General features: G+C 42.6%; 12 protein-coding genes and 5 tRNA genes. 15 read left to right on the top strand and 2 right to left on the bottom strand.

Annotated features, from left to right (window positions below):
* Positions 1-24: 24 nt before the first annotated feature.
* From P5G49_RS03245 to P5G49_RS03235, 3 genes are all read left to right on the top strand, one after another.
* Positions 25-321 carry a rhodanese-like domain-containing protein gene (locus P5G49_RS03245; protein ID WP_301242034.1) on the top strand — a complete coding sequence of 99 codons (297 nt, stop codon included), beginning with the start codon at positions 25-27 and terminating at the stop codon, positions 319-321.
* Positions 322-604: 283 nt separating this feature from the next.
* Complete coding sequence (locus tag P5G49_RS03240; protein WP_301242033.1) at positions 605-1,318, top strand: N-acetylmuramoyl-L-alanine amidase; 714 nt, start codon at positions 605-607, stop codon at positions 1,316-1,318.
* A gap of 78 nt (positions 1,319-1,396) precedes the next feature.
* Positions 1,397-2,455: an Mrp/NBP35 family ATP-binding protein gene (locus tag P5G49_RS03235; RefSeq protein ID WP_301242032.1), complete on the top strand. Its 1,059-nt coding sequence runs from the start codon at positions 1,397-1,399 to the stop codon at positions 2,453-2,455.
* 15 nt (positions 2,456-2,470) lie between these two features.
* Here the strand turns inward: P5G49_RS03235 and gerD are convergent, their stop codons facing one another.
* A complete protein-coding gene (gene gerD, locus P5G49_RS03230; RefSeq protein WP_301242031.1) occupies positions 2,471-3,103 on the bottom strand; it encodes a spore germination lipoprotein GerD in 633 nt (210 codons plus the stop codon).
* Between the two features lie 142 nt (positions 3,104-3,245).
* Between gerD and P5G49_RS03225 the strand changes: the two genes are divergently transcribed.
* Positions 3,246-3,905 (top strand): KinB-signaling pathway activation protein, encoded by a 660-nt coding sequence (locus P5G49_RS03225; protein ID WP_301242030.1) that lies wholly within the window; start codon positions 3,246-3,248, stop codon positions 3,903-3,905.
* A gap of 108 nt (positions 3,906-4,013) precedes the next feature.
* On the opposite strand, the gene P5G49_RS03220 is transcribed toward P5G49_RS03225, so the two are convergent.
* Positions 4,014-4,679 (bottom strand): polysaccharide deacetylase family protein, encoded by a 666-nt coding sequence (locus tag P5G49_RS03220; RefSeq protein ID WP_301242029.1) that lies wholly within the window; start codon positions 4,677-4,679, stop codon positions 4,014-4,016.
* A gap of 179 nt (positions 4,680-4,858) precedes the next feature.
* Between P5G49_RS03220 and P5G49_RS03215 the strand changes: the two genes are divergently transcribed.
* The 11 genes from P5G49_RS03215 (at position 4,859) to P5G49_RS03165 (ending at position 12,283) form a co-directional block, all read left to right on the top strand.
* Positions 4,859-4,933 (top strand) — tRNA-Asn (locus P5G49_RS03215).
* A gap of 7 nt (positions 4,934-4,940) precedes the next feature.
* Positions 4,941-5,016 (top strand) — tRNA-Thr (locus tag P5G49_RS03210).
* Between the two features lie 157 nt (positions 5,017-5,173).
* Positions 5,174-5,248 (top strand) — tRNA-Glu (locus P5G49_RS03205).
* A gap of 120 nt (positions 5,249-5,368) precedes the next feature.
* Positions 5,369-5,453, top strand: a tRNA-Tyr gene (locus P5G49_RS03200).
* Between the two features lie 45 nt (positions 5,454-5,498).
* Positions 5,499-5,570: transfer RNA gene (locus P5G49_RS03195), tRNA-Gln, on the top strand.
* Positions 5,571-5,786: 216 nt separating this feature from the next.
* Positions 5,787-7,514: a putative bifunctional diguanylate cyclase/phosphodiesterase gene (locus P5G49_RS03190; RefSeq protein WP_301242028.1), complete on the top strand. Its 1,728-nt coding sequence runs from the start codon at positions 5,787-5,789 to the stop codon at positions 7,512-7,514.
* Positions 7,515-7,590: 76 nt separating this feature from the next.
* The gene (gene rocF / locus P5G49_RS03185) at positions 7,591-8,496 is read left to right on the top strand and encodes an arginase (RefSeq protein WP_301242027.1); all 906 of its coding nucleotides are present in this window, start codon (positions 7,591-7,593) and stop codon (positions 8,494-8,496) included.
* 160 nt (positions 8,497-8,656) lie between these two features.
* Positions 8,657-9,220, top strand: coding sequence for an RNA polymerase sigma factor SigW (sigW, locus tag P5G49_RS03180; protein ID WP_301242026.1), 564 nt, complete (start codon positions 8,657-8,659; stop codon positions 9,218-9,220).
* 13 nt (positions 9,221-9,233) lie between these two features.
* Positions 9,234-9,866: an anti-sigma factor family protein gene (locus tag P5G49_RS03175; RefSeq protein WP_301242025.1), complete on the top strand. Its 633-nt coding sequence runs from the start codon at positions 9,234-9,236 to the stop codon at positions 9,864-9,866.
* A 316-nt stretch (positions 9,867-10,182) separates the two neighbouring features.
* Positions 10,183-11,019 carry a diadenylate cyclase CdaA gene (cdaA, locus tag P5G49_RS03170; RefSeq protein WP_301242024.1) on the top strand — a complete coding sequence of 279 codons (837 nt, stop codon included), beginning with the start codon at positions 10,183-10,185 and terminating at the stop codon, positions 11,017-11,019.
* Positions 11,012-12,283 (top strand): CdaR family protein, encoded by a 1,272-nt coding sequence (locus tag P5G49_RS03165; RefSeq protein WP_301242023.1) that lies wholly within the window; start codon positions 11,012-11,014, stop codon positions 12,281-12,283. The genes cdaA and P5G49_RS03165 overlap by 8 nt, the downstream gene beginning before the upstream one ends.
* The last annotated feature ends 6 nt before the right edge of the window (positions 12,284-12,289 follow it).

The raw sequence follows: 12,289 nt of genomic DNA, 5'->3' as shown, positions 1-12,289 counted from the left end.
AAGCGAGTACAAGGAGGAGTTCACATGAAAGAACTAACAACAGATGAATTACAGGAACAATTGGAAAATGGCGCGGATCTTAACATGATTGACGTTCGTGAAGATGATGAAGTGGCGCAAGGCATGATTCAAGGGGCTGTCCATATCCCGCTTGGTGAGTTGCCGGAACGTATGGACGAAATCGATAAATCAAAGTCGTATATTATGATTTGTAGGTCAGGCGGACGTAGCGGTCGGGCATGTGAGTTTTTAGAGGCACAAGGTTACGACGTTACTAACATGATCGGCGGCATGCTGGACTGGCACGGAGAAGTTGAATAAGCTTTGGATAGTAGGGAGCCTTGGTGGCTTCCTTTTTTTATTAGTTCACGTCTAGACTCCGGGTGGCAACAGCTCGGGTCATAAGTCATATCTGCTACACGGCAAAAAGCGCCGTTTCGTGCCCGCAAGGATGCGGGTATGCAGTCGTTGCCACAGGAGGTGGCGAACTTAGACTGCCTTCCTTGAATGCCTTATGCCTGTCGCTGTTAACCGCCACCCTCCGCTTTTGTATTCATATCTTGGCCCACTTCTGCGTATAGTGTGGAAAAAGGCGGTGTGGAATTTGAAGCGTTGGCTAATCATCGGATTATTATTTGCAACCTCATTGCTTGTAGTTATTTACGGGGTAAAGGCTTCGGACCGTGGGTTTTTCATGCCCGAGCAGTTAGGCGGCTTGAAAATCGTAATTGATCCGGGTCATGGTGGGTTAGATGGGGGAGCATCTGTCGGCGATGTAATTGAAAGGGATATCACATTGAAAATTGCGCATGAGTTAAAAAAGAAACTTGAAAAGAAGGGTGCAATGGTTGTGATGACGCGTGAAAAGGAAGGGGATGCGTTGGCTGAACACGCACCGGGTGAAAAGTTCGGTTCGATCCGGCAACGCAAGCTTGCAGATTTAAAGCTTCGGGAAACCATTGCAATTGAGGAAGACCCAGATATGTTCCTGAGCGTACATGTAAATGCGATTCCACAAGAAAAATGGAGAGGCTCACAAGTGTTCTACCATGCTGAAGGGCACCCCGGCGGAGAACTGTTAGCTAAATCAATTCAAGGCTCCTTCCGAAATAATTTAAAGAACACGGACCGCGAAGCGTTGGCGATAAAAGGAGTATATTTACTGAAGAAGGTGCCGATGCCTTCTGTTCTCATCGAAACTGGATTTATCTCAAATCCGGAGGAACGTTCGCTTTTAACTGATCCGGCCTACCAGTTGAAAGTAGCAGATGCTATCGTTGAGGGGATAATCCAATTTCACCTATCCGATGAAAATTGAAATCGTATACTGTCTTTGTGAAGTGCTCACTATGGTATACTTAGAGGAGATCGAATAAACCTCTAAGGAGTGGCCAAATTGATAAATGAACAAATTGTCCGTGACGTTGTAGGCGAGTTAAAGGATCCGTTTTTACATAGAACACTTGCGGAAACTGATGGTGTTATCAGCGTATCGGTTAAACCGGAGAAGAAGCATGTCAGTGTAAAATTGGCCATCGCCAAAGTCAACACGGCGGAGCAAATGAGTTTACAGATGAAAGTGGTTGAAGTCATCAAAGCTGCAGGCGCTGAATCGGTTGGTATCCGTTTTGAACAGCTACCACCTACAGCACTTGAGAAATTCCGTGGAACCGCAACTGAAGCGGAGGCACAGGATCTGCTCTCACCATTGAATAATATTGAATTCATATCCATTGCATCAGGGAAGGGTGGCGTTGGTAAATCCACCGTTTCCGTCAATTTAGCAGTATCACTTGCCCGTCTTGGTAAAAAGGTTGGTTTGATTGACGCAGATATCTATGGCTTTAGTGTGCCGGATATGATGGGTATCACCGAGTTGCCTGTCATAAAAGAAAACCGAATTATACCGGTCGAGCGTTTTGGTGTAAAAGTAATTTCCATGGGATTCTTCGTGGAAGACAATGCACCTGTTGTATGGCGTGGACCTATGTTAGGGAAAGTGCTTGACCAATTCTTCCGTGATGTAGATTGGGGCCCGCTTGACTATTTAATTCTTGACTTGCCGCCAGGAACGGGGGACGTTGCACTTGATATCCATCAAATGATTCCTTCTTCAAAAGAAGTTGTTGTTACGACTCCGCATCCAACTGCTGCTTTCGTAGCCGCACGTGCTGGAGCGATGGCGTTACAAACAGATCATTCGATTTTAGGCGTCATCGAAAACATGGCTTGGTTCGAGTCGAAAACGACTGGAGAGAAGGAATATGTTTTCGGTCAAGGCGGAGGAACACGTCTTGCCGAGGAATTACGTACTGAACTATTAGGGCAAATCCCACTTGGTCAACCGGATTGGAGTGAAACTGATTTCGCACCTTCGGTCTATGCGCAGGACCATCCGATCGGGCAGACCTATGCGGAAATTGCACAAGCGATTATAGATAAAACACAAAAATAAAAGCGGAGATGGAGGTCATTTGCCTCCGCCTCCGCTTTCGTTTCCTCCTTTTCCGCCACCGCCACCACCGCCGCCACCGCCGCCACCGCCACCGGATTCCCCACCTTTTTTCTCCGTAGGGGCAACCTCTCCGGCTTTAAGGATCAATTCCTGCCATTTTGCTTTTAGTAACGGACTGTTAATGGTCTCTTCAATAGATTTCTCCATCTGCTTTTTCATTGTTGCTGATTGCAAGATTGTCTCGAGTTGCTTTTGCATATCGGGTTGGCCGAAAAACTCCACCATTTCATGTTGAAATGAAGAATCGTTTATTAATTTTTTCATAATATCTTGTTGTTGATCTTTCATGCTTTTTGCAAGTGTCTCCGAAAATTTCGGGTCTTCAAAAGCATGCTTCCAAAATTCCTGGCCCTTGTCCGATAATAAAGTATCCTCAATTGACTTCTTCACTTCGGGCTGTTCCAACACAATTAATTCACGAAATTCTGTTTCACCAAGCATTTTTCGAATAGCCTTTTTCCCATCCTCGGTCTGCAATGCATCTGTCATCATTTTCTTCATTTCATCATAATTCGGACTTTGTTGCTGCATGCTACAACCCGATAAGAGTATGGCAACTAATAGTAAATGAACCCATTTTTTTGTCATGGAATCAATTTCCCTTCCGATTGCATTTTCAATTATTGTTCACAAAATAGGGTAGAATATGCATTGGATGCTCAACTAAATAGATTTTTCAACAAAACGTTGTTACACTATAAAAAGCAATTGAAAACGGGGGAACACTATCGTGACCATACGAAATTGGGTAAAATTCTTTTTTAATGCATTGTTAATCGGAGGAATTGTCACGGGTATCATTGGGTTGATAGTTCGTTGGGAATTTTTCTCGCAATATTTATCCAACGGAGAGTACTTGGAGTTTTTAGGTGCTTTTATTTGGATGATCTTTCTTGGATTTACAATGAGTGTCGTTGCACAAATGGGCTTCTTCGCTTATTTGACAGTACACCAATTTGGGGTCAATTTGTTTAAATCGTTGACGTTATGGAATTGGGTCCAGCTATTAATTATTGCAGTTGTTCTTTTCGACCTCGTATTTTTCAGATTCAAGTTGTCTGCAGGTGATACAGGACGTACTCTTCTATATCTGACATTGTTAGGTTCGTTACTTGTAGTCTCTATTCTGACTGCTTATTTCAAAGCGAAATGGACGAAAAAGCACACGTTGATTTCAGCATTATTTTTTATGATTGTCATAACAACTCTCGAATGGTTACCGGCATTGATGGTGCGTTCAGGAAACATTGATTCGTGGGTGACAATTCTATTATTCCCGCTTCTTGCAGTAAATGCCTATCAAATTTTAATGTTGCCTAAATACAACCGTCAATCGGACGAGGATAAAGCAAAGCTTGATTCCCGAAAGAAAGCAAGAAAGCGAATATGAAAACTGCGAAAGCAAAATGACAAAAGCACAGTTTCCCTTTGTTTAGGGAAGCTGTGCTTTTGAAAATTCATCGTATAGCTTCGGTCGTTAGGCGCTCTCCGCTTTTGGTCATTCTGGTATCTTTTTTGTCTTGATCGACATATTAAACAGAACGTCCTCCAAGGATTTATACTGTCGGGTTTCATTGAGCCTGTTTAAATTCGCTAAAGTTATACGCTCTTCACGGAAATGCGGTATTGAAAGGATCTCTCCCTCAAGGACAGGCGGAGGTTCACCGGTGCTCCATTGCACAGTTGAACCAAGTGCATTCACTTCCGTGTCCCAAAGTGCATTACGTAAGGATTGGGGGAAAAACTCATCCGAAGTCCTAAACCATAATGGCTTTGAACCAAATAATTCCTCGTATTTCTCTAACTGCTTAATGAGAAGAGGGATGTTTTGTTCATATTCCAACCCTTCATGTCCCAATAGGCCGGTTGGAATATTACGTTTCTTGATCATTTGTACAATTTCTGGAAAGCGATCTGCCCAATCCATATCAAGAAGAAGTAAAGGATAAGGAGCCTTCAATTCACTTATCAGCTGCTCCACTTCCTTATCGCCGAAGGAAATATTGATGGTCAATGCTGAACCTGACATCCCCCTAACGATGACTTCATGAGGCTCGTCCGTCAACCTGAAAACTGATTTCAAGGAATCAGAGCCGGGTATGCTTGGAAAGATCAAGGCGGCGGCAGTGCAAACGAAAATGAGTAGTAGTAGTTTAGCTCTCAAGTCACATCCCCTTTGAAACGCAATCTATAAAGTACTTTATGATAAAGGCTTGACCAATATGAGTGGAACATGCTACTATAAAAAAGTCGCTAAGACATAGTTTGAAAAAACATTTGATTTGAAGTGGATTTAAAGTTATACTATGTTTTGTCGTTGGAATATAAAAATACTATTACGATTCCGCAGTAGCTCAGTGGTAGAGCAATCGGCTGTTAACCGATCGGTCGTAGGTTCGAGTCCTACCTGCGGAGCCATTTTTATGCTTCCATAGCTCAGTAGGTAGAGTGCTTCCATGGTAAGGAAGAGGTCACCGGTTCGAATCCGGTTGGAAGCTCCAGTGATCTTAGTGGTTCCTATTCCAAGGAACACGCTTTTTTTATGCCTTATCTTTTAAAAGATTTAAAGAATAAATTTAAAAATAGGGTTGCATACTTACTTCAAATTTGTTAATATAACATTTGTGCGATTCACACAGTGAATATTTTCTTATTAACGGCCCCTTGGTCAAGCGGTTAAGACACCGCCCTTTCACGGCGGTAACACGGGTTCGAATCCCGTAGGGGTCACCATGTTTGTTCCTTTTTTGTTGAATATTTAGCTGACATATAAATATGCAGCTTATCACAATCATTCTTTTAAAATTGTGAGAAGCTGACAAAGAGATGCGCAGCTTTTCACAATTTTAACCTGGTGGGGTAGCGAAGTGGCTAAACGCGGCGGACTGTAAATCCGCTCCCTCAGGGTTCGGCGGTTCGAATCCGTCCCCCACCACCATTTATACATACACATCTGGGAAGCAGCTTATCACGATTTTATCATTGGGGTATAGCCAAGCGGTAAGGCAACGGACTTTGACTCCGTCATTCGTTGGTTCGAATCCAGCTACCCCAGCTTATAGTTAAACAATTAAAACATATTACAACCAAATATATTAAAAATTACGCAAACCTTCATACTGATGAAAGGTTTTTTTATTTCTCCAAAAACCCTTAAGTTCATAAATTACATCTATCCATCTATCAATTACAAAGTATACGGGTATGATAAAAAATATTGTATAATAGAAATACTTATCGAGTCGGTAAAACGGGAGGAAATTGATATCCTATGCATGATTATATTGAAATGATGCGGAAAATGACAGGCACGGGGAATCAGCGAGATTTGGAGGAAATGTTAGGTGACATTGCTTTCGCATTAGACAAATCTGCCATCGTCGCAATCACCGACCGTACCGGGAAAATCACTTATGTAAATGAATTATTTATAAAAGTGTCAAAATATGAAGCTCATGAACTGATTGGCTCCACACATAAACTTATAAATTCTGGCCTTCATCCAAAAAAGTTCTTTCAAGACATGTGGGCAACAATCGGCCGTGGTGAAATTTGGTCCGGTGAAATTCGAAATCGTGCAAAGGATGGCAACTATTATTGGGTTGATACGAAAATTGTTCCCTTTCTGAATGAAAAAGGAATCCCAAACCGTTACATCTCGATTCGCTACGATATTACAGAACGAATGCTCATGAAAGAGAAGATACGTGAGCTGGCTTATCAGGATCAGTTAACCTCTTTGCTGAACCGTAATGCATTCAGCGAAAAGCTTTACGTGGTATTGCAGTCGGCTAAAAAAAGAGGATCCAAATTAGGCTTAGTATATTTGAACATCGACCGACTCCGACATGTAAATGATTCCTTCGGGCACAAAACTGGTGATTATGCACTTTCTGTCATTTCAGAACGACTAAAGACAATTCTTGGAAGCGAAGATATTATTGGTAGAATTTCGGGCGATGAGTTCGCCTTCACATTAAAGGATGTAGATAATGAGGAGGAAGCAGAGCGGTTAACGAATGAAATAAAATCCAGCTTGGAAATGCCGATTCAGATTGACGAAGAAACCTTTAGCATTTCCACAAGCTGCGGAATTGCACTTTTCCCCAAGCACGCCAAAACGCCATCGGAGCTTATTATGAACGCCGGAAAGGCACTTCATTATGTGAAGGAGCAAGGCGGAGGAAGTTATCAAATGTATGAGCCGGGAACTGCGGCAAAAACATTGGAGCGGATCCTTTTGGAAAACGAATTACGGAAAAGTGTACATTTGGGATATTTCACGCTTGAATATCAACCGAAAATGAATTTGGTGCACGGTGAATTATCTGGCGTTGAGGCTTTGGTGCGTTGGAATCATCCGGATCTTGGTCAAATTCCACCCGATAAATTCATTCCTCTTGCGGAGGAAACCAAGATCATACTGCCTTTAGGCGAGTGGATCTTGCGGAAAGCATGTAACCAAGCGGCACAATGGAAACGTCAAGGATACGACCCAATACGCATTGCGGTCAATATGTCCACAATCCAACTGGAAGACCCGGAAATTGTAGAGACAATTGAAAGAATCATGATGGAAGAGGGAGTCGGTCCTGAAATGATAGGGATTGAACTAACCGAAAGCTCTTTCGCCGATCGTCATGAAATGAGATATACCATTCAACGGATCCGTGATTTAGGAATCGTTGTCGCCATAGATGATTTTGGAACCGGGTATAGTACTTTCAGCTACATTAAGGAATTGCCAGCAGATACATTGAAGATTGACATGTCATTCATCCGGGATATCGATGTGAATGAAAACAGCCAAGCAATTGTCAAAGCGATAATAACACTGGCTGATACTGCAGGCTTGAATGTTATTGCGGAAGGAATCGAAACTACTGAACAAGCAGGGATTCTTCAATTACTTGGCTGCAGGGAAGGACAAGGTTATTTGTATAGTAAACCTCTCCCACCCGAAGCGATTGAATCCACGTTTTCAAAAGTAGAAAAATGAATAAATATCCGAAAACTTGTCGAGTTGAGCCATTCCCTTTAACGACCTATTATATGTTGTAGGGGGGTTGGTAAAAATGAGAACTTTAGATATATCAATAATTGGTGTTCCACTGGACTACGGGCAAAGCCGCAGAGGTGTAGATATGGGGCCAAGTGCCATCCGTTACGCTGGTGCAATAAAAAGACTTGGGGCGATTGGACATCGTCTTCAAGATGAAGGCGATATCCGAGTAAGTGCCATCGAAAATAAAGATTACGGGGAAACAAATTTAAAAAACTTAGAAGAAGTTGTTCAGGCAACAAGTGAACTTGCCAATCGAGTAGCAAAAGTTGTCGAAAATGGTAGGTTTCCACTTGTATTTGGCGGGGATCACAGCATTGCTATTGGAACATTGGCAGGATTGACTTCAAAATATAAAAACTTAGGTGTTATCTGGTACGATGCCCATGCAGACTTGAATACTGCAGAAACATCTCCTTCGGGCAATATCCACGGCATGCCACTCGCGGTATCGATGGGACTTGGTCATGAAAAACTTGTTAATATATTCAGTGTTGGCCAAAAAGTGAGGCCGGAAAACATTGTCATTATTGGAGCCCGTTCAGTTGACCAAGGAGAACGTGCGTTAATTAAAGAAAAAGGCATCAAAGTATTCACGATGCATGAAATCGATCGTGATGGGATGACGTCTGTTATGAAGGAAGCACTTGCCTATTTGAAATCCAAAAACTTAGATGGGGTTCATCTGTCATTGGATCTCGACGGTTTGGATCCACTTTATACACCGGGCGTCGGTACACCGGTTCCAGGCGGAATCAGTTACCGTGAAAGCCATTTGGCAATGGAAATGCTTGAGGATTCTGGACTTATCACTTCAGCGGAATTTGTTGAGGTAAATCCGATTCTTGATGAAAAAAATAAAACTGCCGATGTTGCGGTTGGCCTGATGGGCTCGCTTTTCGGTGAAAAACTACTATAAAAGGGACTGCTTGGATTTTTCCAAGCGGTTTTTTATTGAAGATATAAGGAAATAATTATCAATCTTTGGTAAAATGAAAAATAACGATTAAAAAATGAAACCTGTTGAACCCTTCAAACGTATAGAAGGAACAGCCGCATAGAGCGGAGGATGAAAGTCATTGGATGAATTGGTCAATAAACGAATAAATGAAGTGATCAAAGGCAATCAGGATGCATTCGAAGAAATTGTTACTTTATTTCAACATCGGCTGTATCACGTTTGTTATCGAATGCTTGGCAATCCACAGGAAGCGGAAGATATTGCCCAAGAAGCTTTTGTACGTGCGTATGTAAATATACATACGTTTGATCAGAAGCGTAAGTTTTCCACATGGTTGTTTCGGATTGCAACAAATTTATGCATCGACCGCATTCGAAAGAAAAAGCCGGATTATTATCTGGATGCGACTGTACCAGGAACTGACGGCCTTAATATGTATTCTCAGATTGCAGCATCAGGAGATTTACCTGAAGAAGAAGTTGAGCGTATGGAAGCCCAGGAACGGGTTCAATACGAAATTGGCCGACTGCCTGAGAAATACCGCACCGTCATCATATTGCGCTATTTGGAAGAATTGCCGTTGCAGGATATTAGTGATATTTTAGAACTACCATTAGGAACTGTAAAAACCCGTGTGCACCGTGGACGCGAAGCGCTCCGGAAACAGATGGGTAATATGTAGGAGGGAATTAAGTATGAATACGTGTCAGGAACCAGTTATCCAATTAATGCACGCGTATTTAGACGGAGACATTAGCCGCCAAGATGAGCAACAGTTGAAAGAGCATCTATTTGCATGCCAGCATTGCAGGGAAATGATGGATGAATTGAAAATGTCGGCTTTATTCCTTCAAGGTGCGGCTCCCTTAAAAGCACCCGATGGATTTGTCTCAGGCGTGATGGCACGTCTCCCGAAAGAAAAATCGCAAGCAGGTTTACAACGACAGTTACGCAGGCACCCATTATTAGCTGCCGCTGCTCTCTTTTTCATATTAATGAGCGCGACATTCTTTTCTAGCTTCGGTGACAACCAGCAATTTTCATTTACGAAACAGCCGAATCTTGTCATCGAAGGTGAGACGGTTATTGTACCTGCCGGTGAGATTGTGAAAGGCGATCTGGTTGTGGAAAATGGGAACCTCCGTATCGAAGGGGAAGTAGATGGCAACGTAACCGTCATCCGCGGATCAAAATACATGGCATCCACAGCCGTAGTGACAGGAAAAAGCGAAGAAATCGATCGAGCTTTTGATTGGCTATGGTATAAAATTAAAACAACAGTAAAAGATATCTTCCCTGCCTCGAAGAGTGAGCCGGTGGAGGAATAGGAAAGTGACCGTGTTCCCGACAAGTGGGAGCGCGGTCGTTTTTTGATTCGGATAACTGATGATCTAACAGCCGCGCTCAAGAAGACCGCTGTCGCGTTCAAGCATGACACTTCCGCGCTCAAACAAGCCACCCGCCCTCCGTCTAACGCACTCCCCACGCAACCAAACTCATCCAAATTCGTCCAATTTCAGCAGTATGGTATACACCAAAAACAACTGCCTAATAAATCCAATTCCCGTACGTTTACGGGAGCATTGGACCAGGGCTGTGTGATATACTATTGTATAAGAATTTGGGATGAAGGTGGGGAAGCGCATGCCTGTTTGGGATATTATAACTAATATGAGTCCAATTGAAATACTTAAAAATATAGTGGATGTGCTTCTCGTTTGGTACGTCTTCTATAAATTGATCGCAATTATAAAAGGTACAAAAGCAGTACAGCTGCTAAAAGGGATTTTTGTCATCATCTTCGCGCGTATCCTGACCGAGTACCTTGAGTTGAACACATTTAAATGGATGCTGGATCAGGTGCTGATTTTCGGTTTTCTTGCGGTGATCATCATCTTCCAGCCGGAAGTGAGGCGTGCGTTGGAGCAGTTGGGGCGCGGCCGTCTTTTTGCGCGTTCAGCGATGCAGGAAGAGGAAGAGCGCGACCGCTTAATCGAAGCTTTCAGCAAGTCAGTTAGCTATATGGCGAAGCGGCGCATAGGGGCGCTCATCTCAATTGAGCGGGAAACAGGGTTAAGTGAGTATATTGAAACCGGAACCCAAATGAATTCAAATGTCAGCTCAGAATTGCTAATCAATATCTTTATCCCGAACACCCCATTGCATGATGGAGCTGTCATTTTGCAAAAAAATCGGATTGCTGCGGCAGGTTGTTATTTACCACTTTCTGAAAATCCTTTCATATCAAAGGAATTAGGGACGCGTCACAGGGCGGCTCTTGGAATAAGTGAAGTAACCGATGCCATCACGATTGTCGTTTCGGAGGAGACGGGTGGCATCAGCTTGACTGCAAATGGTGATATTAACCGAAATCTATCGATGGAGGAATTCGAAAAGCAGTTGCGACAAATTTGGTTTGGAGAAGAGAACGAAATGTCGCAAACTTCTTTCTGGAAATGGGGGAAACGGAAAAATGGATAAGTTTATGGACCGCCCATGGTTTCTCCGGTTCACTGCATTGGCTCTTGCCATTATCCTGTTCTTTTCCGTCAAAGCGGAGGATGAAAAAACGAATAGGTCTGGCATAGGCGACGCCGTTGATATAATCAAAGATGTTCCACTTGAGGTTTACTATGATAAAGATAATTATGTTGTAACGGGAGCTCCTGAAACAGTGGATGTTACAATTCAAGGTCCTTCAAGCCTTGTCCAATCGGCAAAACTGCTAAAAGACTTTACATTGAAAGTCGATTTAAGAGAAGAGACATTAGGTCGGCACACATTAAAAATTCAAACAGAGAACCTTTCCGATAAGTTAGATGTAAAATTGGAACCGGCAACAGTGGATGTACTTTACGAAGAAAAAATCACCCAAACCTTCAGGGTGGACCCGGAATTGAATGAGCGTCTGCTTGCTGAAGATTTTAATGTCGTTAAAATGGAAGTTGAACCAGCTAAAATTGAAGTTACAGGCGCTAAAAGCGTTATTGAGGCAATCAGTTTTGTTAAAGTCTCAGTAACAGGAGATAAAGGTATTAACAAATCCTTTAATCAAAAAGCCCGGGTTCGTGTCCTTGACCGTGATCTAAATAAATTAAATGTAAAAATCGTTCCTGAAGAAGTAACTGTAAAAGTGGAAGTTGAAGAATACAATACCGAGGTACCGATTGTTTTAAGGCAAAGGGGAGTCGCAAGTGAAAATGTGACGATTGACTCCATATATACGGATACGAAGACCATTAGGCTACATGGGCCGAAAAAGGTATTGGATTCCATCAGGGAAATCGTTGTGGATGTAGATATTTCCAACGTGAAAGAATCCGGTTCAGTGGAATTGAACATCCAGAAGCCAAAAGGGGTCTCGCAAATTTCTTTAGATAAAATAAAAGTGAGCGTATCCGCCACGGTAAAAAGTCTGGAGGATCCTCCTGAAGTTTCGATGGATCCAGCAGATGTGGAAAATGTAACAAAGGAATTTAAAGGTATACCGGTAGATGTGACAGGGCTGGATAATCAATTCAAAAGTTTTTTCCGTAAACCGGAAAATGGCAAAGTCAATCTAACCGTCACTGCGAAGCCGGAAGTGATAAATACGCTTAGTAACTCAGATTTCAAAATTAGTGTTGATGCTTCCAAAACGGATAGTGAGGGTGAGTACATCTATCCGTTGGTTGTGGAAGCACCGGATAATATTGCATGGAAGCTTTCAGAAGATGAAGTAACTATGGAAGTAAAGCTTGCTTAACGATGA

It is taken from the genome of Sporosarcina highlanderae (assembly GCF_030433715.1).
GTDB classification, from domain to species: domain Bacteria; phylum Bacillota; class Bacilli; order Bacillales_A; family Planococcaceae; genus Sporosarcina; species Sporosarcina highlanderae.
This window is presented reverse-complemented; position numbering and strand designations above follow the sequence as displayed.

Bases quoted from the DNA above. Each gene is read 5' to 3' on its own strand.
- P5G49_RS03245 (WP_301242034.1), top strand. From the start codon at position 25: ATGAAAGAACTAACAACAGATGAATTACAGGAACAATTGGAAAATGGC.
- gerD (WP_301242031.1), bottom strand. From the start codon at position 3,103: ATGACAAAAAAATGGGTTCATTTACTATTAGTTGCCATACTCTTATCG.
- P5G49_RS03190 (WP_301242028.1), top strand. From the start codon at position 5,787: ATGCATGATTATATTGAAATGATGCGGAAAATGACAGGCACGGGGAAT.
- rocF (WP_301242027.1), top strand. From the start codon at position 7,591: ATGAGAACTTTAGATATATCAATAATTGGTGTTCCACTGGACTACGGG.
- P5G49_RS03175 (WP_301242025.1), top strand. From the start codon at position 9,234: ATGAATACGTGTCAGGAACCAGTTATCCAATTAATGCACGCGTATTTA.
- cdaA (WP_301242024.1), top strand. From the start codon at position 10,183: ATGCCTGTTTGGGATATTATAACTAATATGAGTCCAATTGAAATACTT.
- P5G49_RS03165 (WP_301242023.1), top strand. From the start codon at position 11,012: ATGGATAAGTTTATGGACCGCCCATGGTTTCTCCGGTTCACTGCATTG.